This is a genomic window from Roseibium sp. (assembly GCF_965233565.1).
Classification (GTDB): domain Bacteria; phylum Pseudomonadota; class Alphaproteobacteria; order Rhizobiales; family Stappiaceae; genus Roseibium.
The window spans coordinates 1,085,236-1,110,058 of sequence record NZ_OZ247494.1 but is presented as its reverse complement, the minus strand read 5'-3'; the positions used below and the strand labels follow the sequence as shown (position 1 = coordinate 1,110,058).

Genomic DNA, 24,823 nt, shown 5'->3' with positions numbered 1-24,823 from the left:
CCGCCACCTCTCAGGTTGCGGAGGTTTTCTGTTGCAGGGCGTAGCCCCGGTGGACACAGGCTCTTCAACCGGGCAATTGCCCTCGTCGCGTTGCTCACCTTTTTGTTGAGCGCTCCTCTCTGTTGCTTCAAAAGGCTTTCCGGAGGTAGCTGGTTCAAACCTCTTTGAAGACTGGATCTTCGAAGTCAGTCCGGTTCTGGCTGACCTGAACGCCAGCTGCCACAGAAGATCGGGGGAAGTCTATGAGAGCGGTTTTGAGGTTCCTGACGTTGGTCTTGATCCCCATGCTGATTGTCAGCATGGGTTCTGCCATGGCGGAAGAAGCGGCAGAACGCAAGGCACGTTCCATTGAAATCCTGCGTTCAGAAGGTGTGAAATACATCGATCACCTGCCGAAGATCGAGACTGTTGACGAGAGCCTCCGGCGAACGGAGGAAGACGTCGTAAGGCGAACGCTTGCGCTTGCCATCGTCGCGGTCAAGGCGGAGACGGACGACTATTCCCTGGGTCAGGAGTTGATCGCGCAGTTCGGGGCGGAAGGGTTTTTTACGCCCCACGAAGAAGCCTTCATGAAAGATCGCACACCAACGGAGCAGGAGCGTATTCAGTTCGTGTGGCGGTACGAGGCGGTTCACGTGTTGCTCTGGGCAATGGGGGTCTATGACGAGATCGGGTCCGCCGGTGTGATCACGGATGTGCCTCTTCTGGCGGAAACATTGCGTGACCTTGGTCCTGACGGCCTGCGTGCACGCGCAAGGCTGCGCTCACAGGCTGAAATCCTGGATGCTGCCGATTTGATCTATCGATATCACTGGGCTGTTGTCGATGCGCGCATCAACGGCCGTGCAGCGCCAACCTCCCTTGATCCGGGCGTTGTTTATGAGCGCCACTATACTCTGAACTGGCTGATCGGCTACTCAGGCCAGTCCTGGGATGACATCTCCACAGACACCTGAACACGGTCCAAAGTCTGGCACGAGCCTGTGCAGGATTACGCTTCTACAACTGGTCGATGACGCCTGGCAAAAGGTCTGCCTTGGCCCGAAAGCGAAATGGCCCGGTGAGGATGACTCACCGGGCCATATTTGAAAGCGGGTGGCTCTTTTGGGAGCGGCGCGAAAGCGCTTCCGGCAGTTATCAGTTGAACAGGGCCTGACGCTCTGCTTCGGAAAGGCTTTGCAGGGGGTCGTCACCGTCCTCGGCTGCGGATTCTTCGGTCAGTTCCCAGTCTGCGTCCGCTTCAGCTTCGGCCTCAGCCTCTGCGTTGACTTCGCTGTCGAACAGGGCCTCGATGGCGGCTTCGTCAAGCGTGGCGTCCGGATCTGCAACATCGAACTCGTCTTCGGCTGCGACGACTTCAGGCACATCCTCTTCAGCTTCTTCTTCCGCGGCCGCCGGGGTCGCCGCGAACATGTCGTCGATTGCGGCTGCGTCCATCGGCTCGTCGCCGCCTGCCATGATCGCGTCGATATCAACCTCGTCGGCGACAGCCTCTTCGGCTTCGTCGGCTGCTGCCATGATGGCGTCGACATCGGCATCGCTGGCATGGACCGGTGCGGCCGGCATTTCAGCGCCAGTTTCCTTGATTGCGGCGTCGAGTACATCGTCGCTTGCAGAGAACAGTTCGTCGACATTGGTCTGGGAAACGCCGCCGCCGTCCCGCTGCGGACCATTGAGCAGATGTGCATCCGGGCGGGTATCGACAGGACCGGCGGTGTCGTCCGCATCCATGTCCTCGATGCCCCAGATGTTGATCATCAGGTTGATGCGGCTTTCCAGGTAGCGCAGCACCTGAACGACCTTGTTGGTGCGTTGGCCGGTGAGATCCTGGAAGGAACAGGCCATGAAGATCTCGGTCGCCTTGGCGTCGATGTCGTCGCAAGTCGCATCGTCGGCACCGTTTTCGCGCAGCACCCAGGCTTTTTCCTGGATTTGCTCGGCGGCTTCCAGGATGGACTGGGTTGCGCCTTCCGTCTGCGTGACAATGGCATCGAGCTCATGGGAGGCATCAACAAAGCGGTTGCTGTCGTCGCCTTCCTGCTTGATGTTTGCGATCTCGGACTTGGTCCGTTCGATCGCCTCGTGCATGTCGGCAATGTCGAGACGGATCTTGTCGAGGTCCGGAACCTTGCGTTGCCGGGTCACCACCTTCTCAAGCCGGTGGATGGCCCCCAGAATCTCTGTGGTTTCCGGGGTCTTGTTCCGATTGAGAAACTCTTTTAGAAACCGACGCCCGCGATCGGATTCCATCAGGGTCTGTTCGAGGGTCTGGTATTCGGCTTCGCCGATCAGCCCTTGCTCTTCCTGTACTGCTTCCGCTTTCATGTGGACGCGTATCTCAACTTGCCTAAGGGTCATCTGTTGCCGCAACGCGGACAACTTATCCTTCAGGGTAAGGCGAAAATCGTTAACATCCTTTTTAGGACGGCTTCCCGCACGTTAATTCATGGCATTTAACTCAATTCCGATCAGTGCCCGCGTGTCCGGGCTGTTTGCCGGTCACTTCTTCGGATTTGGCCTGTTTCTGCCGTTTTTTCCGGTTGTTCTGGGCGTGAGCGGCTTAACTGCCGCGGAGATCGGTTTTATCCTGGGGGCAGGGACAATCGCGAGAATCGCAGCGAGCCCGGCCTTGTCGAATCTCTCCGACAGGACGGGTCAAAGGCGATTGTCCGTTCTGATCTATTCGCTGCTGGGGGCAGCGTTCCTGTGCGGGTTCTTCTTGCCCGGCGGTTCGGTCATGCTCGGAATTGCCGTCATCGGATACATGGTTATGAACGCACCGATCGTTCCCCTGAGTGATGCGTATGCGCTGGATGTTCAACGCAATACGGGGGCGGACTATGCGCGGATGCGTCTTTGGGGCTCGGCCGGATTCGTCATAGCCAATCTGGTCGGCGGCGTGCTTGCCGCCGAGGGAACGTCCTGGATGCTCGTGCTGGCGATTGTCTCGGCTGGGGTGGTGACGGGTGCGGTGGCCATGTCACTCCCGCGCCAGCAGCGGGACAATGGGGCAGCGAGTTCGCCGGCCGCGGACGCGGAGACACCGTTTCGCAGCATCTGGTTCTGGCCGGTGGTGACCGTGCTCGGCCTGTTCCAGGCCAGCCATGCTGCCTTTTACGGCTTCGGGACGCTCTACTGGCAGGCCAAGGCGGTACCGGATGTTGCCATTGGTGTGCTTTGGGCCGTTGGCGTTGTGGCTGAAATTGCCTTGTTCAGCGTTGCCGGAAAAATCGCACAACGCTTTGATCCGCCGGTGTTCCTGTTTGCGGCCGGCCTGGCTGCCACCTTGCGTTGGGCCCTGTTTCCCTTTGCCGACACATTGCCGGCCATGGCTGCGCTGCAATTGCTGCACGGTCTGTCCTTCGGGGCGGCGCATCTGGGCGCGGTGGCCATCCTGGCCAAGGTGGTGCCGGCTCGCTGGGCCGGGACCGGACAGGGCTTCCTGGCAACGTCGGTTGGCATCCAGATGGCCATCGGCCTCAGCATCTGCGGCGCGCTTTATGACCTCAACCATGACTGGCCGTTTTATCTGATGGCGGTTGTCGCGCTGGTGGGCACGCTGATCATGATGGCGCTGACACCGTTGGTGCGGCGGCAGATGGGGGCGAGTGACTGACGCTTGCCGCTACACAACCTTGAGAGCCTGTTTCCGGGGCGGCATGTCAGCGCCGTTTCAAAGGATGGGCATTCCGATCGGGAAACGGTGGCCGATCCTTCGAGACGGGCCTGACGGCCCTCCTCAGGATGAGGTGGTGTGTATGATGGTCTCTTGTCCTTGCCGAAGGCGCTGATGGGCTGGGGCTAGCCCCAAAGCTCCGGCTCCGGCGGGTAAAGTGTGCTGCCTTCAAAGCGCAGTCCCGGGTTGCGATCCTCAGCCAGAAGCAATGGGCCGTCGAGGTCCACATAATCGGCGGTCTGCGCGATCACCACGGCGGGGGCCATGGCCAGGGATGTGCCGAGCATGCAGCCGACCATCACCTTCAGATCCTGCGCCTTCGCGTCTTCGACCAGTTTCAACGCCGCTGTCAGGCCGCCCGCCTTGTCGAGCTTGATGTTGACCGCATCGTATTTCTCGGCAAGGCCGTCGATGCTCTTTCCCGGATGCAGGCTTTCGTCCGCACAGATGGTGACCTTTCGGTCCAATCCGGCCAGCAGGCCGTCGTTTTTCGATGGCAGCGGCTGTTCGATCAGGGCAACACCGGCGGCTTCGCAGGCAGCCATGTTGATCTGGAAGCAGGTATCATCCCAGGCCTCGTTGGCATCGACAATCAGCGTGCTGTCGGGCGCTGCCGCGCGCACGGCGGCAATGCGCTGGTCATCGCCCGGTCCTGCCAGCTTGACCTTGAGCAATGGCCGATGGGCGGCCGCACGGGTTTTCTCTGCCATGACATCAGGCGTGTCGACGCTGATGGTGAAGGCCGTCGTCACCGGCTTGAGCAGGCCGGCACCGGCCAGATCTGCGGCCCGTCTGCCAGAACGTTTGGCCTCCAGGTCCCACAGCGCGCAATCGACGGCGTTTCGGGCCGCCCCGGCCGGCATGAGGTGCAGCAGCTGCTCCCGTGTCAGGCCTTCTTTCAGAAGTTCGGCAACTTCATCGATCTGTGTCTGAACGCTTTCAAGCGTCTCGCCGTAGCGCGGGTAGGGCACACATTCGCCGTGGCCCCTATACGTGCCGTCCTCCAGGCTCACCACAACGACCTGCGCATGGGTGCGGGTTTCGCGGGAGATCTTGAAACCGCCCGCGATTTCGAAGCGCTGTGCTTCGATGCTGACGGAAATGCTCATGGGGCACCAAACTCCGCGGAGACCTTGTCGACGATGGCATCCATACCGTAGCGGACCGGGTCGGTCGCCGGCAGGCCATGTTTTTCGCCGACCTTGGCGAGATAGGCGAGTGCCTCGTCATCGTCGAGCGCGGCAGTGTTGACGGCAACGCCGACGCAGCGGATGTCCGGATTGGTCAGCTGGCCGCATTGGACGGTCATGTCAATGACCTGCTGGATTGTCGGCAACGGGGTCTCGACGCCACGCATCCTGGTGCGTGTCGGTTCGTGGCAGACAATGAAGCCGTCCGGCTGCGAGCCGTGTAAGAGACCAAGCGTCACCCCGGCGAAGGACGGATGAAACAGCGAGCCTTGCCCCTCGATGATCTGCCAATGGTCTTCCTCGGTTGCCGGGGACAGCCATTCCGCGGCGCCGGAAATGAAGTCGGCGATGACGGCGTCGAGAGAGATGCCCCGGCCGGAAATGAACACACCGGTCTGACCGGTTGCACAGAAGGAACTCCTGTAGCCACGCTCGTTCATGGCCTTGTCCATGGCAAGCGCGGTGTATTTCTTGCCGACCGAACAATCGGTGCCGACGGCCAGGATGCGCTTGCCCGGCCGTTTGGTGCCCTTGCCGGTGGCGAAAGTTTCCGTGTTGTGGCGTACGTCGTGGAGCTGGCGGCCATTTTCTTCCGCCGCCGCCCTGATTGCGGGAATGCTGGCCAGGCGCACATGAAGACCCGAGGCGACGTCGAGCCCGGCCTTGAGGGCAGCCACGATCGAATCGACCCAATGGTCCGGAAGCTGTCCGCCGGCATTGACGGCGCCGATGACAAGGGTCCGGGCGCCGGCAGCGGCGCCATCTGAAATACTTGTGTCCGGCAGGCCGGTGTCGGCGGCGCAGCCATCAAGCCGCACCTGCCCAAGACACCAGTCCCTGCGCCAATCGACGATGCCGATGGCGGTTTTTGCCGCTAGGGCATCGGGAACGTCACCGAGGAACAAAAGGTAAGGACGGGCAATTTCCATGGACAAAGCTTTCAAGTGGCTGCTGGACGTTAAACTTCTCAATCAGGTATACGAGGGATGACGAACCAGCGGCAAGAGGGCAGCCAGCCGGAATGGCATTCTTGGAGAAAAACACGGCACCGACGATTGCGTTAGAGGCGGACGGTGCCGAGCATCAGCTTCTGGCCCTTTCCGGCGACTGGACCGTCAGCACCATTGGTGAGGCCGAAAGTGACCTTGCCGAGCTGAATGTGGCCCGGGATCAGCTCACCTGTATCGACGTCTCGGGCATCGATCATCTGGATACGAGCGGTGCCTGGCTGATCCACCGCACGCGCGGCCGTCTGGAATTCAAGGGGCGACGTGTCGGACTGACGGGTGTCACGCCTGTGCGCCAGACGCTGTTTGACGAGATCGAGCGTCATCACCCGCCGAGCTGGAAACCGGAGCGTGGCGGCTTTTCCATAGTGGGTTTCCTGGAAACGACCGGCCGCCAGATGGTGGACGTCTACAAAGACGCCATGGCCATGCTGCATATTCTGGGGTCGCTCGGTCTGGTTCTGTCCACGGTTCTGTTGCAGCCCAAGCGCCTGCGCAGCATTTCCATTGCCGTGCAATTCGAACGCAGCTGCATCGGGGCAGTGCCGATCGTGGCGCTGATGAGTTTCCTGATCGGCGCGATCATTTCCCAGCAGGGCGGTTTCTATCTCCGGCAGTTCGGGGCCGACATCTATGTTGTCGACCTGGCCGGTATCCTGGTGCTGCGTGAAATCGGCGTCATCCTGACGGCCATCATGGTGGCCGGCCGGTCCGGGTCGGCCTTTACGGCGGAACTCGGGGCCATGCGCATGCAGGAAGAGGTCGATGCACTTCATGTGATAGGCCTCAATGTGACCGAAGTGCTGGTGCTGCCGCGCATTCTGGCGCTGATGATCGCCTTGCCCATCCTGACCTTCATTGCCGATATGGCGGCGCTTTTCGGTTCCGGTATCGTGACCTGGGTCTATCTCGACATACCGCCGGCGGCCTTTCTGACCCAGCTTCAGGCTGCGATCACCATCGATACGCTGGTGGTCGGCCTGGTCAAGGCACCGTTCATGGCCCTGATCATCGGCCTCATTGCCTGTGTAGAAGGTCTGAAAGTCGAGGGGTCCTCTGAATCGCTCGGGCGTCATACGACTATGTCCGTGGTCAAGGCGATCTTCCTGGTCATCGTGGTGGACGGTTTCTTCGCCATGTTCTTTGCCGCCATTGGAGTTTGACCGGATCGATGAAGCTGCGCGCGCCTGACACCAGCGTCAAAAACACCGTCTCAACCGGTGAAGATGCCGATTATGTGCTGTCCGTCCGCGACATCACCGTCGGTTTTGGCTCCAAGATCATCCTGCAGGATCTGGACCTGGACGTTCGCCGGGGGGAGGTGCTTGGCTTCGTCGGCGGGTCGGGAACGGGCAAATCCGTTCTGATGCGCACCATTCTGGGCCTCACGCCCAAACGGACCGGATTGATCTCGGTATTCGGTCATGATCTCTCCACGGCGAATGCGAAGGAACGCAAGGCGATCGAACGTCGCTGGGGCGTCCTGTTCCAGCAGGGCGCACTGTTTTCGTCGCTGACGGTCAAGCAGAACATCCAGGTGCCGATGCGCGAGCACCTGAAGCTGTCGCCGCAGTTGATGGACGAACTGGCAGGGCTGAAGCTTGAACTGGTCGGTCTGCCCCAGGATGCCGCGGACAAACTGCCGTCGGAACTCTCCGGCGGCATGGTCAAGCGCGCCAGCCTGGCCCGTGCCCTTGCACTTGATCCGGATTTGGTGTTTCTGGACGAGCCGACATCCGGTCTGGACCCGATCGGGGCGGCTGCTTTTGATTCGCTGATTGCAAACCTGAGTTCGACTCTCGGATTGACCGTTTATATGGTCACCCATGACCTCGACAGCCTGCATTCCATCTGCGATCGCATTGCTGTTCTTGGGAAAAAGCGTGTTCTGGCAATTGGAACACTGGACGATATGATGAAAAACGATGATCCATGGATCACGTCTTACTTCCGCGGAGAGCGGGCATTGCGCCGAGTATAGGTTGGACTGACTGAATGGAAACCCGGGCAAACTACATTCTGATCGGCGCTTTCATGGTTGCCATCCTGTTCGGTGCGTTCGGGTTTGTTTACTGGAAGGCCGTTTCGGCCGAGTCTCGTCAGAACGTGGAACTGAAAATCCTCTATCCCGGCCCGGTGACCGGATTGCCGGTCGGGGGGCAGGTGCTGTTCAACGGCATCAAGGTCGGCGACGTCAAGTCGCTGGACTTCGCCCCCGGCGATCCAACCAAGGTTGTCGCCACGGTCAGTATCCGGCCATCCACACCGCTGCGCGAGGATACCAAGGCGACCCTGAATTTCACGGGCCTCACCGGTGTTGCCTATGTGGACCTGACCGGCGGCACATCCGATTCCCCAAAGCTTCTGGGCCGGGCGGACGGCAAGGTGCCGGTTATCGAAGCCGAACGGTCCTTCTTTGACGACATTGTCGATGGTGCGCGTGACGTTCTGAAACGCGCCGATTCCACAATGAAGACCATCGATGACCTCCTGAAGGACAACGAACCGGCGATCAATGAAATCGTCCAGAATGTCGAGACCTTCTCCGGTGCTCTTGCCGCCAACTCTGACGGCGTCAAGGATTTCATGGCGAGTATCGGCAAGGCATCCGAATCCTTCTCCAGCCTGTCAGGGCGCCTGGAAAAACTGGTCGATCAGGGTGAGCGCCTTCTGGCTGCGGTTCCCTCCGACAAGGTGACTGCGATCGTTGACGATCTGAGCAAGTTCTCGCAAAGCCTCGGCAATGCCAGCAAGGATATCGACCTGCTTGTGGCGGACGCCCAGAATGCGGCCAAGGAACTGGAGACCTTCACCAAGAACCTGAATGCGGGTCTCGACAACGTTCACAAGATCGTCGAGGCGGTGAAGCCGGAAGACATTGAAAAAGTCATGGCGGGGGCCGCCGCGCTGGGCGATGTGCTTGAAAAACGCTCCGGCGACATCGACAAGCTGGTCACGGCAACCAGCGAAACCATGCAGAATGTCAATCAGATCGTAGAAGTCGTGCAGCAGCGCGAAGGCACGGTCGTTGAAATCCTGGAAGGCAGCCGCGATGTGGTGGCCAAGGTCGATGCGATCATGACCAGGGGCGTCGAAATTGCAGCGGCAATCGATCCGCTTCAAATCGATCAGGTGGTCAACAATGTTTCCGTCTTCACGGAGGGCATGAACGCTTCCCTGCTGCGTGTCGACGAGATCCTGGCAAGCGTCGATCCGGACCAGATTGGCCAGACCGTCGACAATGTTTCCAGCATTGTCGACAACTTCAACAATCAGCAAACGCAGATCAACGAGATCATCGCGTCCACCAAGTCGACGGTACAGAATTTCGAAGCTGTCTCCGCGACCGTGCGGGGGCAGGATGACCGGATTGCGGCGCTGATCACCGATGTTCAGGCGGCGGCAGAACGGTTCTCGACAACGCTGGAAACGGCCAATGATCTCATGAAGGCTGTCGATCCGGAGAAGGTTGCGAATATTGTCGGTTCGGTCGAAACGGCGGCCTCCGGCCTTGCCAATCCGGAAGACGGTATTCCGGCGATCCTGCAAAGTGCGCGCAAGGCGGCCGACAACGTTCAGCAGATGACAGCGAACCTGGAAAAGCGTACGCCGGATGTCGATCAGATCATCACGGATGCCAAGCAGATGACGGCGACGCTGAACGCAACTTCCGTGAGGGTCGAGAGCCTGGTGGAGAAGGTCTCGACCATGGTCGACGGCGATGGCGAGGGCCTGATCAAGGAAGCAACCCTTGCAGCCCAGGCGATCCGCAAGATCGCGGTTGCCTTTGAAAGCCGGGCGGATTCAATTGCCGGCGGACTTTCCAAGTTCGCGACGCAAGGATCAGCCGATTTCACGGCTGCTCTGGCGCAGGTCAACCGCACGCTGATCTCGATCCAGCGCGCTGCCGAAAGTTTCGAACGCAGTCCGAACCGGGTGATTTTCGGTGGAGAGGACGTGCCGACCTATTCAGGCGGGCGGCGCAGGTAAAAGACGATGGTTAAGGGCTGGGACGCATGACGAAGACACCGACAGACATGACCCGCCGGGGCGTTCTCGGAGCGCTCGGGCTCGGCGTGCTGGTCTCCGGCTGTGCCAGCAACACGCCTTCCGCCTATTACAGCATCGCCGCGGCCGATGTCGGAGGCCTTGCCGGCCGTTCCAGCCGTGTTCAGGTGCTGGTTGCCGCGCCGCGTGCGCTAAAAGCGCTTGATACCACTTATATCGCAGTGGTCGACAAGGGGCCGGTCTACAGCTATTTCCCGGAAAGCGCCTGGGCGGACACGTTGCCCAATGTGGTCCAGCTGAAGCTGGTGGAAACCCTGCAGAACACCGGTCGCCTGCGCGGCGTCGGCGTACCGGGCGACGGTCTCCTGATCGATTATCAGCTGCAGACCGAAATCCGGGCCTTCGAGCTCCGGGTCGATGGCACCGACCGTGGCCTTGTCGAGATCTCCGCCCGTGTCGTCAACGATCGCAACGGCCGTACGGTCGCGACCAAGGTGTTCCGCGCCGAAACCCCTTCCGGCAGCACATCGGTCGACAAGGCGGTGGAAGCGATGAACGCCTCCGCCGACCGGGTGTTTGCCGAAATGGCCGCCTGGACACTCAGGAACGTTTGAACGAAAACGTGCCGGTCGACCTGCTGTTAAATCAAGGTTGGCGCATCCGGAGTTCGTTTTTCAGACGATCGATTTCGGCCAGGAGGCGCGGAATATCCTGGCGGGCGTGTGCAATGAAATCCTGATCCGCATGCGTGGCACCTGGTATTTCAAGATCCGGGCCACGTGTGTCATCCTCTCCGGTCCTGATGAAGTCACTGCCGCTGGTATGGTCACGTCCTTCTAGAAAAGAAGTCCAGGGTCCCGGTGTTGCCGCGTCACAGCGCCGCCGCATGGCTTTGAGGTCGTGGTCGCTGATGGGGCCGGTGTTCAATGGACTGGTCGCTCCCTGTCTGGTGTGGTGCAACATACCGTGTCATCCAGTTGCTTCAAGCGGCACAACGGACACCCTCAAACGTGATCGTGTTTCAGCTCTGCCACAGGCCAGTTCGCCTTTGCGGCGGCTCCGTCATAGAGGCTGTTCAAAAACGCAAGGATGTTTGCAGACGGATTGTCGCTCGTTCGCGCGTCCTCGTATTTCAGGATAGCCAGTGCGCCACCATTCTTCTCTGCCCAGAAAGCCTCTGAGGGTGCCAGGGCAACCTGATTGAGACCGGCAGGTTCGGGATAGGCATAACCGTAAAAGGCGGCTTCGGGGAAGCTGTCGTCGCCGGGCCAGAAGCCGATCGAGATGACCTCGTGGGAATAGGCCTCCCTGTCCGACTGGGTGCCGCTTTCAAGAGGGTGTGCCCGTCCGGAGAACCGGGTGACAACCAGATCGAACGAATGCCAATAGAGCTGAACCGGTGTCTGCTTGCCGACAAAACCGGACCGGTAGTTTTCAAAGATGCCGGCAATGGAGCAGAGCGCCCGCCAGAAGTCTGAAATGGCTGCCGCGTCGTAGAGCCTGGGAGCGGTGTCCTCGGCAAAAGGCACTTTCGATTTATTGTCATAGGGTACGCCGACGATTTTCACCGCCACGCCGAGTGTTTCGAGACGTGTGAACAGGGCTTCGTGGAATTCAGCGACGGTCAGCCCAGGCACATCGAATGCAGCCTGCCGGCCGTCGTTCAGGCTGATCGTCACGCGGTGATCGAGCATATCATAGAGAATTTCGAAGCCGCTCTCCCCGTAAGGGATCCGCCCTGTGGTCAATCCGCGGACATGCGGATAGAGCGTGACATGCCACCAGTGGTTCATCTTGGGATGCGCCTTGAGGCGGATCTTGCCGATTATCTGCAAGAAGAGATGCAACGTGTCCTTGCTGTCGAACCAGCTGGCATAGGGCAGGGTGGGGAGTGTCGTCATGGCAGTCTCGGCGGTTGGCTGCAACTTGGGACTTAAGGAAATAGGCGGGGCCGGCTGCGAGGGAACAGGTCTTTTCAAAAAGATTATTTTTGCCGGATGAGGGCCTATCTCCTGACTGCAAGGCCAGTCCGGCATTTCCTGCGCAGCCTGTCAGAATTGTCAGGATTGAAAGCCGCAGCCTGATCGGGCTCTTGTTTGCCTATCACTATAAGTTAAGTGTCTTGCGTCACGATGCTTTTGAACGTGACAAAAAGCATGAAACAGGGTCATGTTCCCGCAGATGACGTTCTTGTTCGCGAACGCTGCATCGGTAGGTGGTACAGGCTATGCATGAACTGGAATACGATGCAGACCCAGAAGCCGGTTCCGCCAGGAGCCTTGGCGAGGACGTCGTCGGCCTGATCGTGCCTGACATCACCAATCCGTTTTTCGCCCAGCTCGCAAAGCATATCGAGATGGAAGCCGCTCTGCGCGGGATCATGGTGATGCTGTCCAACTCCCATGAAGACCCGGCCATCGAGCGCAAGCAGATCAAGGCGATGTATGACCGCTCGATCTCCGGCATCATCGTGGTCTCGACATCCGATGCCAGCCTTCCCTTCAGTACGGATATTCCAATCGTTTCCGTCGACCGGCGTTATGGCAGCTACCCGCTGGTAACGACAGACCAGTGGCACGGCTCGGGCATGCTGGCCGAACATCTGCACGGTCTTGGACACAGGCATATGGCTTACATTGCAGGGCCACTTGAAACAGAGGTTGCCCGGCAGCGCCGCGATGGTTTTGTAGCGCGTGTCGAGGCGCTTTCGCGTCCCGAAGATCCGATTGAAATGACCGTCCAGTCGGGCCCGTTCGATTCCGAGACAGGAGAGGCGATCGGGCGCGAGATCCTGCTATCCGTGCGCAAGGGCGGACGGATTACCGCGATTGCGACCTCCTGCGATCAACAGGCCATCGGTGTTCTGAGATGCGCCCGTGACCTCGGCGTGCATGTGCCGCAGGATGTTTCGGTGATCGGCTTCGACGATATTGCGATGGCGTCACTGGTGGTTCCCCGGCTGACAACATTGCGACAGCCGATTGAAGACCTTGCTTCCGGTGCGCTTGAAAGGGTGCTTTCCGAAACCGGGTTCACGACCGACTACGCGATCCGTGGCTCCCTGGTGATCCGCGAATCGACCGCACCTCCAAGCGAATGGAGCTAGGCTGTGCAAAGACCGTTCTCTTCGGCTCTCCTGGTTTTCCGTCCAGATGGGGCCGACCCCCTGGCTTTACCGAGTGGATAGGTCAACGGTCCGGCCGGTAATGTAGGTGTAGCCCTCGGCGAGAAGCTGGAAGACGACATCTGTTTCTTCAACCGATCTTGGCGTGTAAAGCAGCACAAACCCTTCCCATCCAGGCCGGCTGTTCGCCCAGGGATGCAGTGTCGCCCAGCCCGTTTTGACGGCTTCCATTGCACGGCGGGGCGGCAGGGAGGCATGCAGGCTGCCATCGGGGTGGAGATGCGCAAACTCCCGACCGCCGACAATGGCTTCCGGGTGCACCAGGTCGAGGTCTTCATCGAGCCAGAAGCCCCGGGCACCCGGCAAGGAAATGACCGTCCTTCGAATGTCGACACCGGGCAGTGTGGCGACCAGCTTCAAAAGACGGTCCGACAATTCCGGAACAGGTTTCGCGCCGAGCTGAATGTGGGGAACAGACCGGGTGGTTTCGGGTAGTGGCCCTTCCCGCTCTGGAAGGGGGGTGTTCTGCGCAAAGCCGCCTCCCGGCAACAAGACGGCTATAGCCAGCAGCTGTGCTGCAATTCCAATTGCAGAAGCGGATCTGTTCATGGGTGAACTCGCAGGACTATTGGCTTTCCCGGAACTTCTTGTGGCAGGCACTGCAGGCACCGCCAATCGCCCCGATATTGGCCTGAACGCCGTCCAGCCCGTCAGCGGCGACGGCTGCCATTTTAGCAGCCGCGTCAGCGAGCGACTTGTTGATCTCCGCGCTTTCCGGATAGGTGGTCCACGCTTCAAGCTTGGCGCGGGTTGCCCCGGGAAGAGCCGTGCTGTCGGAGCCCTGTGGCCAGGCAGCCCCGTTGTTCATGGATGCGAGGACCCGGATGTTCTCGGCTGCCGTGGCTGCCGCTTCAGGGTTGTAATTCATCTCCCCCTTGGCCATGGCTGCCAGTTGTCCCAGGTTCCAGGCATATAGCGCCATGACGGCCTTGCGGGCCTTGATGGGGCCTTCGAATGTGTCCTGGGCCGATGCCACACCAATGCTCGTGGAACCGGCAACGAGCAGCGAACATATCAGTTTGACGACGGATTTCATGGGACCTCCTTGACTGTGCAGGATTGAACAGTTTTCATTCTCCATGTTTGATTGTGGCAGTAAATTCGAAAAAAACAGGCGGAAAGGTGTGCAAAAATGCACAGCATGAGATGGGGTGACCTGCAGTTCGTTCATGCAGTTGCGGAACACGGGTCACTGTCGGCGGCGTCGCGTGCCCTTGGCGTCAATCACGCGACGGTCTTGCGCAGGATTGCCTTGCTGGAAGCTGCCAGCAACGTCACCTTGTTCGACCGTGCGAATGATGGCTACCGGCCACGGCCTGAATGTCGTGCCCTGCTGGAGCCTCTCAAACGGATGGATCATGCTGCGGAGCGGGTCAGGCGGAGCCTTGCGCTTGCGGCCAAGGGGCTGGAGGGAACGTTTCGGCTTGCGACAACGGACGCGATTGCCTGTCTTCTTCTGCCCAAACACCTTGCCGAGCTGCGGCTGAAGCACCCGAACATCAATGTCGAGATTGCCGTTTCCAACGATCCGATCGATTTATCGATGTCCGGCGCGGAAATCCTTGTGCGACCGGGGCAAAACCTGCCCCGGGAACTCAGCGGGTATCATGCGGGCTCTGTAGCCTTTGGTGTTTTTGCATCAGCGGACTATTTGCGCCGGAGTGAGCAAACTGACCTTGAACACCAGCGATGGCTTGGTGCTGCGCCGGATTTTGCGCAGTCGACTGCGGGGGAATGGCAGTTTTCCCGCAACCAGGCTGGCTTCGAGGTCTCTGCCGACAGTTTTCTGACATTGGCCAATCTTGCCGCCGAGGGGATGGGGTTGGCTCTGCTACCGACTTTTGTCGGTCAGAAGACACCTGGGCTTGTTGCGGTTCCCGAGTTTCCGGAGGGGCCCGAAATCGGCATCTGGGTGGCGACCCACAAGGATTTTCGACAGCAGGCCGACATTGAAGTGCTGCTGAGTTTTTTCGCTGAAGCGCTTGGGGCTGCCTTGAGGCTGCGGCAAGCAGGTTAGGTTCGGGATCGAGCGATCTTTTGGCCTGGCCATCTTTATTGGAGAATGACGTCGTGGCTGCTCGCTTCTCCTATGCGTGTCACCCGACGGCAGGATTTTGCACCGGACGTGACATCCGGCACCACCGCGCCCGGTCCTAGCTGCCGCCGATCGTTGCCTGGAGTGCGGTCTCCGCGACCTTGTCGAACAGTGTCTTGTCGTTGGAGGCCGACGCGATGATCATGCCCCCTTCCAGGGCGGCGACAAGCGTGAGAGCCTTGTCACCCGCGTGCTCAATGCCGTGTTTCTCAAGCAGGGCTTCAAGCCAGACCCTGTTGGCCTTGAAGAAAGCCGCCGTCTTGCGGTTTATGTCTTCCGGCAGACCATTGGCTTCGGCGCCCATGACGGCGCAAAGACAGATGGATTCTGTCAGCACCAATGCATTGGCATAAAGGCCCACAAAACCCTTCAGGGCAGCGCGGAGCGTGCCGGTGTCGAGATCTTCCAGGGCAGCCTGAAAGTTCTTTGCGTAGCGGTCGACAAGAGCTTCGCCGAGTGTGTGTTTGGTCGGGAAATGATAGTGCACGCTGGCGCTCTTGATGCCGACATCGCTTGCCAGGTCGCGGAAACTCATTTCTGCGAACCCTGCCTTGCGGACCCGCTTTTCCGCGGCCGCCAGTATTTTTTCCTTCATCGTCAGCGACATGGCTCTCTCCAATCTATCGAGTGATAGATAGTTCTTGACTTGTCTCGGGGCAACTCCTAACTAAGTATCTATCGATAGATAGATTAATTCTTGATGATGAGGTAGGTCCCGGATGATCCGGAGCCTATGTGAATGAGAAAGTGGTGAAGGAGCAGGCTCCGGCGCATGCAAAATGGGAAGGCTGGCGACGGCCCGCCTGACCGGCTCTGCGCTGGGGCAAACCGCAGCAGCAAGGCTACAGAGTGAACCGGTAGGCTCGCAGCCATGAAAAGGCCGCGGGGAGGGAAAGGCAGACAGATGGAACTCAATGCGAATTTCGACCGGCGGGCCGCAGTCCATGCGGATCAGGAGCCCTGGATCGCCTCGCCCATGAAAGGGGTGGATCGCAGAATGCTGGACCGTGTGGGCGGCGAGGTTGCGCGGGCAACAACGATTGTCCGGTATGCGCCCGGCAGCGCGTTCTCAGCGCATACGCATACCGGCGGTGAGGAATTTCTGGTGTTGGACGGCGTCTTTCAGGACGAGCATGGCGACTTTCCGGTCGGCACATATGTGCGCAATCCGCCGACTTCGTCCCACACGCCAAGCTCGGCACCGGGAGCAACGATCTTCGTGAAGCTCTGGCAGTTCGACATGGAGGATCGCCATCAGGTCACAATTGACACCAACAGGGAGACCCCCAGGCCGGCGAGCGACGGGGTTTCTGAAATTCCCCTGTTTGAAGATGCGCGCGAGCGGGTGCGTATAGAGCTCTGGGAACCGGGGGCCGAAATCTCCGTTGCGGCGCATGACGGGTTCGAGGCGCTGGTGATCAAGGGCAGCTTTGTGGAAGGCGGCGAAACCTTCCGGTCCAATTCCTGGCTGCGGCTGCCTCCCGGCAGACCACTGAAAGCCGAGGCGGGTGAGGCCGGGGCACGTCTTTGGGTGAAATCGGGGCATCTGGCAGAACCGCAGACCGCCCCGCAAATCGGAGACTGAAATGACACATCCCTTCGCTCTTGTTGCCGGCGCCGGAGCCGGCCTTGGTCAATGTCTGGTCCGTACCTTCTATGACAGCGGATATCACGCGGTCGGTCTCAACCGCTCCGTGCCGGACGGGGCGGCTGAAACCACACAGGCACTCGATCTGACCGACGCGTCGGCAACGGCGAATGTGCTGTCGGAGCTTCTCCGGGCACATGGCGCGCCAAGACTTGTGGTGCACAACACCGCAAAGCTGTTGATCTCCGACTTTGAAAACACCTCCAATGCCGATTTCGAAGCCGCCTGGCGGTCGATGGTCCTGTCGGCAGTCAATCTTGCACGTGGCGTCTTGCCGGGCATGGTGGCAGCAGGCGGCGGCACGTTCATTGTCTCGGGGGCCACAGCCAGCCTGCGCGGGGGCCGAAACTTTGCCGCTTTTGCCTCTGCCAAGGCTGGCCTGCGCACCTTGACCCAGTCCCTGGCGCGCGAATACGGGCCCAAAGGCATACACGTTGTTCACGTGATCCTGGACGGGATCGTGGACACGGCCGCAAGCCGCGCTCTGCACACATTGGACCCCGCAAGGATGATGCAGCCGGAAGATATTGCAAAGGCCTATCTGGCGCTTGCCGACCAGCCGGGATCCACCTGGACCCACGAGCTTGACCTCAGGCCCATGGGGGAGGCGTTCTGATGAAAACGGATGTGCTGGTTGTCGGCGGGGGCCTGTCCGGTCTGGCGCTCGCCGATCAGTTGACGCGCGAGGGTATCGACCACCTGGTCATCGAGGCACAGGACCGGCTTGGGGGACGTATCCTGACCAGGAACCTTGACGGCGGCGCCTTCGACCTTGGTCCGGCCTGGTTCTGGCCCGGTCAACCGCGGATGGCAGCCCTGGCGGACAGGTTCGGGATACCGGTCTTCGAGCAATTTGAGACGGGCGATCTCGTCTATCAGGACCAGAGCGGTGCCGTTCAGCGTGGTCGCGGTTTTGCGTCCATGCAGGGCTCCTACCGTCTGGAAGGGGGCATGGGCCGGTTGATCGAAGCGCTTGGCGACGTCCTGGCACCCGAAAGCGTGCTGACAAACAGCCGATTGGCAGCGCTTGCCCATGGAGAGGGCGGTCACACGGCGTCAATCCTGCAACAAGGCTTACCCCGGACGATCGAGGCCCGGGACGTTGTGCTTGCGCTTCCCCCGCGGGTGATCGCCGAGATGGTGTCCTTTGATCCCGCGCTTGATGAAAGGCAGGTGGCGGCCCTGCGCGCAATCCCGACCTGGATGGCCGGGCAGGCCAAGATCCTCGCTGTCTACGACAAGCCCCACTGGCGGATGGCGGGAATGTCGGGGGATGCCATGAGCCATTACGGGCCGATGGTGGAAATCCATGATGCTTCTCCGGTGGAAGGAGGCCCCTATGCGCTGTTCGGTTTTGTCGGCGTTCCCGCGCAGGTCCGGGCGACACGCGAGGCGCAGTTGATGGATCTTGCGCGATCCCAGCTGGTGGACCTTTTCGGCCCCGCAATGGCCGAGCCCCTGGAGCTCGTGCTGCAGGACTGGGCAAAGGTGCCGGAAATTGCGCGGTCAAAGGACATGACCCCGGTTGGAGGCCATCCCGACTATGGTCTGCCGGCCGGCCTGCAGACGCTCGGCACGGGTGGGCTGCATTTCGCATCCACCGAGACTGCACCGACCTTCGGCGGTTTTCTGGAAGGTGCGCTTGAGGCAGCAGAAAGAACAGCCCGGGCAATCAGGCAAAGGGTTCCCGAGGGAGCCTAGAAGCGTGTGCTGTCTGCCGACTTTATCGTCAGAGGTGACGGTGCCTGGCCGTTAGTGGTCTTCAGCCCTGCCGCGCGGCGGCACCGCTTCGACAACGTTTTCCCTGGTTACGTCACTCATCGGGCAGTGAACGCGGATCGTCGCGATCGGTGTGTCCGGTTCGAGTATGCCGATCACGGTTTCGATGTCCGGGCAGCCATCGTCCCGGCAGGCCAGTTCTGAAACTGTAATCGCCGTGTCTTCCGGGAGCTCCAGAAGCTCCCGGACCCAACCCTTGATCTCTGTTGACTTGGCTTTCAGCCGTGTGAATTTGGGCGCCAGCGGATTGACGAATCCGCTCATTCGGCCGCTTCCTGAGATTCTGCGACGCATTGCCTGAAGCCGTTTTCAATCGCTTCCCGGGGCAGGTCGCGACCGATAAAGACGATCCTTGTGGTACGGGCTTCATCCTCTTTCCACGGGCGCTGATGGTCACCTTCTAGCAACATGTGGACGCCTTGCATGACAAACCGATCATCGTCGCCCGGAAAGGCGATAATACCTTTCATCCGCAGCATGTCGGGACCATGTTCCTGGGCAATCGTCTGGATCCACGGAAAGAAGCGCTGCGGATCAAGCGGCTCGTCGCTAAGCAGCGAGAAACTCGAGACATGATCATCATGATGGTGGTGATGATGGTGGTCCAGGAATTCGGGTTCGATCTCCAGCACCCGGTCCAGGTCGAAGGCATTGCGCCCGAGAATATTGTCCAGCGGCACCTGGCAGCGCTTGCTGCGGTGGATGATTGCCGTCGGATTGATCCCGCGAATGCGCTGCTCGACATTTGCAAGCTGGTTCTCGGTCACCAGGTCGGTCTTGTTGAGAAGAACGATGTCGGCGAAGGCCAATTGTTCCTGGGCCTCGTGGGCCTTGTCGATCTCGTCGAGCAGGTGTTTGGCGTCGACGACAGTGACGATTGCATCAAGGCTGGTCTTGGACTGCACATCGTCGTCGACGAAAAAGGTCTGGGCGACAGGCGCCGGATCGGCCAATCCCGTGGTCTCGATCAGGATCGCGTCGAAATGGTTTCGCCGTTTCATCAGTCCATCGATGATGCGGATGAGATCCCCGCGCACCGTACAGCAGATGCAGCCGTTGTTCATTTCGAAGACTTCTTCGTCGGAATCGACGACAAGGTCGTTGTCTATGCCGACCTCGCCGAACTCGTTGACGATGACCGCGTATCGTTTACCGTGATTTTCCGTCAGGATGCGATTGAGCAGGGTTGTTTTGCCCGCGCCCAGATACCCTGTGAGCACGGTGACAGGTGTCTTTTTCAATTCAGTCATTTTGACCTCCGGGACAAGCGGCTAAGTGTTGAGAAAGCTTGTGAAAACGCTGCAACGAAGTCACCCGCTGCAGACTTGAGAAACTTTGTGAAAGAGCTTGGCTCGGAGTCGATCACGGCGCTGAAAAGCTCTTTGACCGGCTCGGGGTCTATGCCGTCCGTAATGAAAACGAGCCGCGTGCGCCGATCCGCGTCAGGCCAGGCCGGCAGGCGGACAGGGGCGGACAGAACGTGCTGGACAGCATGAATGATCATCGGCTCGTTGGGGGCATCCGCCGTCGCGACAATCCCCTTGACCCGCAACAGGCGCTGGCCTGCGGACCCTTGCAGAAGCGTCAAAAAGCGCTGCAGCCGGTCTCCGGACAGAGGAAAGTCCCTGACCAGACTGAACGTGCGAATGCCGGTGCCATGCCGAGCCGCCGGGTTTACCGTTCCTGGCATCGCACCATGTCCGGAGTCCTGCGCCAGGGCGCTCTCCAGGGCGAGCCACCCAACGACATCCTCACCTCGCTCGACTGTGGCATAAGGCCGGGGCGCAAAAAGGGTGGCGAGGTCGGCGGTGCACCGGTCAAAGACCTCTGCACCGGCGTTGAGTGTGCGAAGGTCTTGGATGAGCGTAAAGCTGTCGAATGACGGATTGCTGTCCTGGGCAAGATCCGTTTTCGTCAAGACGATCCGATCTGCGAACGCGATCTGTTTCACGGCTTCAAAATGATGCTCAACAGAGTTCACCCCGGCGACGACGTCGAAGAGGGTCACAACGCCTGCCAGATAGAAGACCGCGCGTTGATCCGCATCTTGAAGCGGGCTGTCAGGGCGCGTGCCGGAGGTGAGGGCATTGACCAACGGTGCCGGGTCGCCAAGCCCGCTCATTTCCACGATGACGCGCGAGAAGCCATGGGTCCGGCCGCTGTCTGCGGCGGTTTTCAGGTCGGACAACGTTTGTTGGAGATTTGTCGTGCCCACGCAGCACAGGCAGCCGGTTGATACCTGCTGAATGGCGGTTTCGCCTTGGCGGACCAGCAGATGATCGACGGGTACGTCGCCGAATTCATTGATGATAATGGCAGTGTCTCTGACTGCCGGATCGTTCAAAAAGGCGTTTAACAGCGTCGATTTTCCGGAGCCCAGAAAACCGCTGAGCAAAAAAACGGGTATGCGATCGGGAAAAAGCATATCAGGCCCAGTCTTGGTTGCTGGTTGGTCTGTTGCAGCCGAGGTACTCATGGCGTGTCTCACACACAGCGCGATGAATGATGGCCTGTGATCAACCAGTGCCCGTCGATCTGTGCATAGGTGAACAGGAAGCGGGCGGGTACGGCTTCCGCACCCCCATCTTCCGTCCGAAACGAGAATGTGTAGATGCCGCCGATTGCGACAGTGCCGTGCGCAGGATCTGCCCGGACAACTTCCTGCTCGACAGTGCAACCGAGCACCTGCCGGGACAAAAAGAACTCGAAGTAACTGCGGCGCCCAGCTTCAGTGACGTGGATCTCGTTGGACAAGGTTGGCACCAGGACGGCGTCTTTTGCATAAAGCGTGAGAACCGTCTCGATCCGGTTGGATGTGACGGCCTCAGTCCACCGGTTCAAAGCCGTGCGAGCTTCATCGAAGCCGGACGCTTTGCGGGCGTGAGCAAGCTGACCAAAATTCTGTTCCAATTCTTGTTCCTGAATCTGCTTGGGTGAACAAATCATGGGGTTCACAGTTGACGTGCCGGACACCGGGACCTGTCCCACAGGCCTCACTATTGCTTGGTAATGTTATAACGTATTGTGGTCAAATCAAGGTGATGACCGCGCCGGTTTTCCCACGGGAAATCGCCCGGTTTCAGAGGACCGGCTCGCGAAGGTGCGGGATGCCGTAGACGTCGCACGTCAAAAACGATGATTGACTGATATGTTATAACGTTGCATCTCTGCCGGAATTTTTCTGACGGAGGTCTCTAGGACAATGAATTACGCTGCGACTGTTACAGCCATGGCAGAGTACAGGAAGGAACACGGCCTGCGTCCGTCGCGTGCGGACGCAGAAGCAGCCGTCCGCATCTTGCTGGAATGGACGGGCGATGATCCGGACCGGGAGGGGCTTGTCGACACACCGGCCCGTGTCGTTCGGGCCTATGAAGAGTTTTTCGAGGGATATACGATCGATCCAGCGGAGCTGCTGGCCAGAACCTTTGAAGAGACCAATGATTACAACGATTTAATTGTGCTCCGAAACATGCGATTGGAGAGCCACTGCGAGCATCATGTGGTCCCGATCATCGGCAAGGTCCATATCGCCTATCTGCCCGCCAATCGTGTGGTCGGCATCAGCAAGCTGGCGCGGGTCGTGGAGGTTTTTGCCAAACGTCTACAGATCCAGGAGACGCTGACATCCCAGATTGCCGATACCATTCAGGACGTGCTGCGGCCCCGCGGCGTTGCTGTTGTTATTGAGGCAGCGCACATGTGCATGACCACACGAGGCATCAGGAAACCGGGTGTTTCCATGCTGACACGCCGCCTTCTCGGGGAATTCCAGACCGACCCGGATCTGCGCCGCGACTTTCTGTCTTCCATTTCCAGTTCCCTGAAAGGAGAGGTCTGATGAATGAATCCATTCCCTTCGCGCAGCGTGTTTCCATCGAGCAGGTGGAAGAAGGCAAACAGCTTGCACCAAAGTTCGATGAAAATGGCCTCATACCGGTCGTCACAACTGACGCTTCGTCCGGCGAGGTTCTTATGATGGGGGTCATGAACAAGGAGGCTCTGAGGCAGACCATCAGGACTGGCGAGGCCCACTACTGGAGCCGTAGCCGCAAGGTGCTCTGGCACAAGGGGGCGACCAGCGGATTGGTGCAAAAAGTGGTGGAGATGCGCATCGACGACGATCAGGACGCCGTCTGGCTCCGTGTCGCCATTGACGGCGGTGCCAGCTGTCATGTCGGCTACCGTTCCTGTTTCTATCGCGCGGTCCCCGTTGAGGTCGAAGGCGGTTCGGTCGAGTTGCGTTTTACCGAACAGGAAAAGGCCTTTGACCCGGTCGAAGTCTATGGCGACGCCCCTAACCCGACGCAGCTCTGACGCCGGTATTTGCAGTCTGCCCTGGAAAGGACACGGGGTGTCTCCGGGTCCTTTTGATTGTTGAAATAGCACGCAGGCCTATTGGGCCGGGGGCTTTGTCGCCGCTGCTGGTCGTTTTCACACGGCCGGTGGCGTCCGCGCGCGTGGAGCAAGATTTTCCGGGATCAACGGTTTAACTGCCGTAAGACTTATTCCGAAGGAAAATCGATATTTCATCATCTGTTTGCCGAATTACTCCGTACCGATCAGCATAGTTCGTCGAAACAGGAGTAATCGACATGAAAAAGAGTCTGCTTGCCCTTACAGCTTCTTTCTGCCTATTGGCTGGCGCCGCCAAGGCCAACACGATCGTTGACATTGCCGCTGGCGATGACCGGTTCAGCACCCTTGTTGCTGCCGTGCAGGCTGCCGGACTTCAGGATGCCTTGCAGGGACCTGGTCCGTTCACGGTATTTGCTCCCGTCAACGATGCCTTTGCCGCTCTGCCGGAAGGCACTGTCGAGACCTTGCTGAAACCGGAAAACAAGGACCAGTTGACCAACGTCCTTCTTTATCATGTCGATGATCGCAAACTGACGGCGAGTGACATTCCGGTAGGTTCCAACTATTTCAAGCCGCTGCTGACCAGCGAGCGCACCTGCATCACCCGGTCGGGTGACGGTGTTCAGGTTGCCGATGGCAGCGGCGCCAGCGCAAATGTCATCATCGCCGATATTCAGGCGGACAATGGCGTCATTCACGTGATCGACAAGGTGCTTTTGCCGGGCGACCGCCCCGCCTGCCACTGAGCCTTCAATCAAGGGGCCCGCGCATTGTGCGGGCTCTTTTTTGTTTGTGGCTGAGGCAGAGTTACCGGAGCAGCTTTGCGTCCGACGACTGCAGAACGCCCCTCAGGACCGGGCCTGTATCACCGCTTCAATGGTGGGCAGCACCGGTATCACTTGCCGTCGCCTTCGCGAACCGACGTGAAAGCTCGGCAATATGCCGGGGCCCGACTTCGCAGCAACCGCCGATGATGGTTGCACCAAGATCGATCCACGTGGCGGCATGGTCGGCATAAGCGCCCGGCGTCAGATCCGTTCGGGCGGAGAGTTTGGAGACACTGCTGCCTTTTTTCAGGAATTCGGGTTTGATCGCGGTGAAGCCATTGGCGTAAGCGCCGGTTCTGAAGTCGGACTGACCTAAAATGCCCAGTCCGGTGGTGATGGCTTCCGGCACAGAGCAGTTGAGCAGCACCGCATCGGGTTCGAACCTTTCAAGCTCTTTGAGCACGACATCCAGCGGTTCACCGGAGCGCAGCTCTTTGCCATTCTGATCGTCCACCGTGAGCCCGATCCAGACCGGTTTGCCGAATTGTTGTGCCGCCGACAGCGACGCCCGTGCCTGTGACAGCGAGGCAATCGTCTCGATGACAAAAAGGTCGACCTTGTCTTTCTGCAATCGGCAAATCTCTTCGTAGAGTGCGGTGGAAGCGGCCTCCGAGGGGGCGCCGTCATGGCTGTAGGACCAGCCGAGCGGGCCGAGACAGCCCGCAATGAGGCCGGAGCCGTGCGCCTGCTGCGATTGCCGTGCGAGGTCGCAGGCCAGGTGATGCAGCTGTTCGAACTGGTCTTCCAGGTCAGCCGGGCGTAAGCGGTCGCGATGAAGCGTATAGCTGTTTACTGTCGCGACCTCTGCGCCTGCCGCGAAAAAATCGTCATGGATAGCACTGACCAGATCGGGGCGTTCCATCATCAATTCGCAGGACCAGAGCCCGGTTGGGGTGCGCCCGGTGCGATGCACCAGTTCCTGGCCCATGCCGCCATCAAGGATCGTTATCTTCGTCAAGTCCGATCTCTCCTGCCTTTGCGCTCCGAAACCGGATGACGCCACAGTGTCTTTTTTCCCAAACGCAATGTGTCGCGTCAGGTCTGGTGCGA

At 59.6% G+C, this 24,823-nt stretch carries 27 protein-coding genes; 15 read left to right on the top strand and 12 right to left on the bottom strand.

What is annotated here, in order from left to right; all coding sequences use genetic code 11:
* The first annotated feature begins 242 nt into the window (after positions 1–242).
* Complete coding sequence (locus tag ACO6TG_RS05305; RefSeq protein ID WP_422377214.1) at positions 243–956, top strand: DUF4272 domain-containing protein; 714 nt, start codon at positions 243–245, stop codon at positions 954–956.
* A 181-nt stretch (positions 957–1,137) separates the two neighbouring features.
* Here ACO6TG_RS05305 and ACO6TG_RS05300 read toward each other — a convergent pair whose 3' ends face one another.
* Positions 1,138–2,325: a protein phosphatase CheZ gene (locus tag ACO6TG_RS05300; protein WP_422377213.1), complete on the bottom strand. Its 1,188-nt coding sequence runs from the start codon at positions 2,323–2,325 to the stop codon at positions 1,138–1,140.
* Between the two features lie 121 nt (positions 2,326–2,446).
* On the opposite strand from ACO6TG_RS05300, the gene ACO6TG_RS05295 reads away from it, so the two are divergent.
* Positions 2,447–3,616, top strand: coding sequence for an MFS transporter (locus tag ACO6TG_RS05295; protein ID WP_422377212.1), 1,170 nt, complete (start codon positions 2,447–2,449; stop codon positions 3,614–3,616).
* 185 nt (positions 3,617–3,801) lie between these two features.
* On the opposite strand, the gene dgcA is transcribed toward ACO6TG_RS05295, so the two are convergent.
* A complete protein-coding gene (gene dgcA, locus ACO6TG_RS05290; protein WP_422377211.1) occupies positions 3,802–4,785 on the bottom strand; it encodes an N-acetyl-D-Glu racemase DgcA in 984 nt (327 codons plus the stop codon).
* On the bottom strand, positions 4,782–5,795 hold the full coding sequence (gene dgcN / locus ACO6TG_RS05285; protein ID WP_422377210.1) for an N-acetyltransferase DgcN: 1,014 nt from the start codon (positions 5,793–5,795) through the stop codon (positions 4,782–4,784). The genes dgcA and dgcN overlap by 4 nt, the downstream gene beginning before the upstream one ends.
* A gap of 92 nt (positions 5,796–5,887) precedes the next feature.
* On the opposite strand from dgcN, the gene ACO6TG_RS05280 reads away from it, so the two are divergent.
* Genes ACO6TG_RS05280 through ACO6TG_RS05260 form a run of 5 tightly spaced genes read left to right on the top strand, consistent with a single transcriptional unit; the run spans position 5,888 to position 10,721 of the window.
* Positions 5,888–7,036, top strand: coding sequence for an ABC transporter permease (locus ACO6TG_RS05280; RefSeq protein WP_422377209.1), 1,149 nt, complete (start codon positions 5,888–5,890; stop codon positions 7,034–7,036).
* Positions 7,037–7,044: 8 nt separating this feature from the next.
* Entirely contained in the window at positions 7,045–7,854 is an 810-nt protein-coding gene (locus ACO6TG_RS05275) for an ABC transporter ATP-binding protein (RefSeq protein WP_422377208.1), read from the top strand.
* A gap of 14 nt (positions 7,855–7,868) precedes the next feature.
* Positions 7,869–9,863, top strand: a complete 1,995-nt coding sequence (locus tag ACO6TG_RS05270; RefSeq protein WP_422377207.1) for an MlaD family protein — start codon at positions 7,869–7,871, stop codon at positions 9,861–9,863.
* 26 nt (positions 9,864–9,889) lie between these two features.
* Positions 9,890–10,495: an ABC-type transport auxiliary lipoprotein family protein gene (locus ACO6TG_RS05265; RefSeq protein ID WP_422377206.1), complete on the top strand. Its 606-nt coding sequence runs from the start codon at positions 9,890–9,892 to the stop codon at positions 10,493–10,495.
* A 37-nt stretch (positions 10,496–10,532) separates the two neighbouring features.
* Complete coding sequence (locus ACO6TG_RS05260; protein ID WP_422377205.1) at positions 10,533–10,721, top strand: hypothetical protein; 189 nt, start codon at positions 10,533–10,535, stop codon at positions 10,719–10,721.
* A gap of 164 nt (positions 10,722–10,885) precedes the next feature.
* On the opposite strand, the gene ACO6TG_RS05255 is transcribed toward ACO6TG_RS05260, so the two are convergent.
* Complete coding sequence (locus tag ACO6TG_RS05255) at positions 10,886–11,782, bottom strand: DUF5996 family protein (protein ID WP_422377204.1); 897 nt, start codon at positions 11,780–11,782, stop codon at positions 10,886–10,888.
* A gap of 326 nt (positions 11,783–12,108) precedes the next feature.
* Here ACO6TG_RS05255 and ACO6TG_RS05250 point away from each other — a divergent pair, with 326 nt between their 5' ends.
* Entirely contained in the window at positions 12,109–12,987 is an 879-nt protein-coding gene (locus tag ACO6TG_RS05250; protein WP_422377203.1) for a LacI family DNA-binding transcriptional regulator, read from the top strand.
* 66 nt (positions 12,988–13,053) lie between these two features.
* Here the strand turns inward: ACO6TG_RS05250 and ACO6TG_RS05245 are convergent, their stop codons facing one another.
* Both ACO6TG_RS05245 and ACO6TG_RS05240 read right to left on the bottom strand, forming a co-directional pair.
* Positions 13,054–13,614, bottom strand: a complete 561-nt coding sequence (locus ACO6TG_RS05245; RefSeq protein ID WP_422377202.1) for a luciferase family protein — start codon at positions 13,612–13,614, stop codon at positions 13,054–13,056.
* Between the two features lie 16 nt (positions 13,615–13,630).
* On the bottom strand, positions 13,631–14,101 hold the full coding sequence (locus ACO6TG_RS05240) for a c-type cytochrome (protein ID WP_422377201.1): 471 nt from the start codon (positions 14,099–14,101) through the stop codon (positions 13,631–13,633).
* 96 nt (positions 14,102–14,197) lie between these two features.
* On the opposite strand from ACO6TG_RS05240, the gene ACO6TG_RS05235 reads away from it, so the two are divergent.
* On the top strand, positions 14,198–15,082 hold the full coding sequence (locus ACO6TG_RS05235) for a LysR family transcriptional regulator (protein ID WP_422377200.1): 885 nt from the start codon (positions 14,198–14,200) through the stop codon (positions 15,080–15,082).
* A gap of 136 nt (positions 15,083–15,218) precedes the next feature.
* Here the strand turns inward: ACO6TG_RS05235 and ACO6TG_RS05230 are convergent, their stop codons facing one another.
* Entirely contained in the window at positions 15,219–15,767 is a 549-nt protein-coding gene (locus ACO6TG_RS05230; protein ID WP_422377199.1) for a TetR/AcrR family transcriptional regulator, read from the bottom strand.
* Between the two features lie 297 nt (positions 15,768–16,064).
* On the opposite strand from ACO6TG_RS05230, the gene ACO6TG_RS05225 reads away from it, so the two are divergent.
* From ACO6TG_RS05225 to ACO6TG_RS05215, 3 genes are read left to right on the top strand one after another with little or no spacing between them, the layout of a single operon-like run.
* Positions 16,065–16,745: a cupin domain-containing protein gene (locus ACO6TG_RS05225; protein WP_422377198.1), complete on the top strand. Its 681-nt coding sequence runs from the start codon at positions 16,065–16,067 to the stop codon at positions 16,743–16,745.
* A gap of 1 nt (position 16,746) precedes the next feature.
* The gene (locus ACO6TG_RS05220; RefSeq protein WP_422377197.1) at positions 16,747–17,424 is read left to right on the top strand and encodes an SDR family NAD(P)-dependent oxidoreductase; all 678 of its coding nucleotides are present in this window, start codon (positions 16,747–16,749) and stop codon (positions 17,422–17,424) included.
* The gene (locus ACO6TG_RS05215; protein WP_422377196.1) at positions 17,424–18,509 is read left to right on the top strand and encodes a flavin monoamine oxidase family protein; all 1,086 of its coding nucleotides are present in this window, start codon (positions 17,424–17,426) and stop codon (positions 18,507–18,509) included. The genes ACO6TG_RS05220 and ACO6TG_RS05215 overlap by 1 nt, the downstream gene beginning before the upstream one ends.
* A gap of 51 nt (positions 18,510–18,560) precedes the next feature.
* On the opposite strand, the gene ACO6TG_RS05210 is transcribed toward ACO6TG_RS05215, so the two are convergent.
* From ACO6TG_RS05210 to ACO6TG_RS05195, 4 genes are read right to left on the bottom strand one after another with little or no spacing between them, the layout of a single operon-like run.
* Positions 18,561–18,851, bottom strand: coding sequence for a nitrate reductase (locus tag ACO6TG_RS05210; protein WP_422377195.1), 291 nt, complete (start codon positions 18,849–18,851; stop codon positions 18,561–18,563).
* Positions 18,848–19,837 carry a CobW family GTP-binding protein gene (locus ACO6TG_RS05205; protein WP_422377194.1) on the bottom strand — a complete coding sequence of 330 codons (990 nt, stop codon included), beginning with the start codon at positions 19,835–19,837 and terminating at the stop codon, positions 18,848–18,850. Before ACO6TG_RS05205 ends, ACO6TG_RS05210 begins: the two co-directional genes overlap by 4 nt.
* On the bottom strand, positions 19,834–21,063 hold the full coding sequence (locus ACO6TG_RS05200) for a CobW family GTP-binding protein (protein WP_422377193.1): 1,230 nt from the start codon (positions 21,061–21,063) through the stop codon (positions 19,834–19,836). The genes ACO6TG_RS05205 and ACO6TG_RS05200 overlap by 4 nt, the downstream gene beginning before the upstream one ends.
* Positions 21,064–21,071: 8 nt before the next feature.
* Complete coding sequence (locus tag ACO6TG_RS05195; RefSeq protein ID WP_422377192.1) at positions 21,072–21,560, bottom strand: nuclear transport factor 2 family protein; 489 nt, start codon at positions 21,558–21,560, stop codon at positions 21,072–21,074.
* A 229-nt stretch (positions 21,561–21,789) separates the two neighbouring features.
* Here ACO6TG_RS05195 and folE point away from each other — a divergent pair, with 229 nt between their 5' ends.
* The 3 genes from folE to ACO6TG_RS05180 all read left to right on the top strand — a co-directional run bounded on the left by folE (position 21,790) and on the right by ACO6TG_RS05180 (position 23,692).
* Complete coding sequence (gene folE, locus ACO6TG_RS05190) at positions 21,790–22,428, top strand: GTP cyclohydrolase I FolE (protein ID WP_094071508.1); 639 nt, start codon at positions 21,790–21,792, stop codon at positions 22,426–22,428.
* Positions 22,428–22,904 carry a phosphoribosyl-AMP cyclohydrolase gene (gene hisI, locus ACO6TG_RS05185; protein ID WP_422377191.1) on the top strand — a complete coding sequence of 159 codons (477 nt, stop codon included), beginning with the start codon at positions 22,428–22,430 and terminating at the stop codon, positions 22,902–22,904. Before folE ends, hisI begins: the two co-directional genes overlap by 1 nt.
* Before the next feature lie 278 nt (positions 22,905–23,182).
* Positions 23,183–23,692, top strand: a complete 510-nt coding sequence (locus ACO6TG_RS05180) for a fasciclin domain-containing protein (protein WP_422377190.1) — start codon at positions 23,183–23,185, stop codon at positions 23,690–23,692.
* Between the two features lie 127 nt (positions 23,693–23,819).
* On the opposite strand, the gene ACO6TG_RS05175 is transcribed toward ACO6TG_RS05180, so the two are convergent.
* Entirely contained in the window at positions 23,820–24,731 is a 912-nt protein-coding gene (locus ACO6TG_RS05175; protein WP_422377189.1) for a homocysteine S-methyltransferase family protein, read from the bottom strand.
* Positions 24,732–24,823: the final 92 nt, after the last annotated feature.

Bases quoted from the DNA above. Each gene is read 5' to 3' on its own strand.
- ACO6TG_RS05305 (WP_422377214.1), top strand. From the start codon at position 243: ATGAGAGCGGTTTTGAGGTTCCTGACGTTGGTCTTGATCCCCATGCTG.
- ACO6TG_RS05300 (WP_422377213.1), bottom strand. From the start codon at position 2,325: ATGAAAGCGGAAGCAGTACAGGAAGAGCAAGGGCTGATCGGCGAAGCC.
- ACO6TG_RS05295 (WP_422377212.1), top strand. From the start codon at position 2,447: ATGGCATTTAACTCAATTCCGATCAGTGCCCGCGTGTCCGGGCTGTTT.
- dgcA (WP_422377211.1), bottom strand. From the start codon at position 4,785: ATGAGCATTTCCGTCAGCATCGAAGCACAGCGCTTCGAAATCGCGGGC.
- dgcN (WP_422377210.1), bottom strand. From the start codon at position 5,795: ATGGAAATTGCCCGTCCTTACCTTTTGTTCCTCGGTGACGTTCCCGAT.
- ACO6TG_RS05280 (WP_422377209.1), top strand. From the start codon at position 5,888: ATGGCATTCTTGGAGAAAAACACGGCACCGACGATTGCGTTAGAGGCG.
- ACO6TG_RS05275 (WP_422377208.1), top strand. From the start codon at position 7,045: ATGAAGCTGCGCGCGCCTGACACCAGCGTCAAAAACACCGTCTCAACC.
- ACO6TG_RS05270 (WP_422377207.1), top strand. From the start codon at position 7,869: ATGGAAACCCGGGCAAACTACATTCTGATCGGCGCTTTCATGGTTGCC.
- ACO6TG_RS05265 (WP_422377206.1), top strand. From the start codon at position 9,890: ATGACGAAGACACCGACAGACATGACCCGCCGGGGCGTTCTCGGAGCG.
- ACO6TG_RS05255 (WP_422377204.1), bottom strand. From the start codon at position 11,782: ATGACGACACTCCCCACCCTGCCCTATGCCAGCTGGTTCGACAGCAAG.
- ACO6TG_RS05250 (WP_422377203.1), top strand. From the start codon at position 12,109: ATGCATGAACTGGAATACGATGCAGACCCAGAAGCCGGTTCCGCCAGG.
- ACO6TG_RS05245 (WP_422377202.1), bottom strand. From the start codon at position 13,614: ATGAACAGATCCGCTTCTGCAATTGGAATTGCAGCACAGCTGCTGGCT.
- ACO6TG_RS05240 (WP_422377201.1), bottom strand. From the start codon at position 14,101: ATGAAATCCGTCGTCAAACTGATATGTTCGCTGCTCGTTGCCGGTTCC.
- ACO6TG_RS05235 (WP_422377200.1), top strand. From the start codon at position 14,198: ATGCACAGCATGAGATGGGGTGACCTGCAGTTCGTTCATGCAGTTGCG.
- ACO6TG_RS05230 (WP_422377199.1), bottom strand. From the start codon at position 15,767: ATGTCGCTGACGATGAAGGAAAAAATACTGGCGGCCGCGGAAAAGCGG.
- ACO6TG_RS05225 (WP_422377198.1), top strand. From the start codon at position 16,065: ATGGAACTCAATGCGAATTTCGACCGGCGGGCCGCAGTCCATGCGGAT.
- ACO6TG_RS05220 (WP_422377197.1), top strand. From the start codon at position 16,747: ATGACACATCCCTTCGCTCTTGTTGCCGGCGCCGGAGCCGGCCTTGGT.
- ACO6TG_RS05215 (WP_422377196.1), top strand. From the start codon at position 17,424: ATGAAAACGGATGTGCTGGTTGTCGGCGGGGGCCTGTCCGGTCTGGCG.
- ACO6TG_RS05210 (WP_422377195.1), bottom strand. From the start codon at position 18,851: ATGAGCGGATTCGTCAATCCGCTGGCGCCCAAATTCACACGGCTGAAA.
- ACO6TG_RS05205 (WP_422377194.1), bottom strand. From the start codon at position 19,837: ATGACTGAATTGAAAAAGACACCTGTCACCGTGCTCACAGGGTATCTG.
- ACO6TG_RS05200 (WP_422377193.1), bottom strand. From the start codon at position 21,063: ATGAGTACCTCGGCTGCAACAGACCAACCAGCAACCAAGACTGGGCCT.
- folE (WP_094071508.1), top strand. From the start codon at position 21,790: ATGAATTACGCTGCGACTGTTACAGCCATGGCAGAGTACAGGAAGGAA.
- hisI (WP_422377191.1), top strand. From the start codon at position 22,428: ATGAATGAATCCATTCCCTTCGCGCAGCGTGTTTCCATCGAGCAGGTG.
- ACO6TG_RS05180 (WP_422377190.1), top strand. From the start codon at position 23,183: ATGAAAAAGAGTCTGCTTGCCCTTACAGCTTCTTTCTGCCTATTGGCT.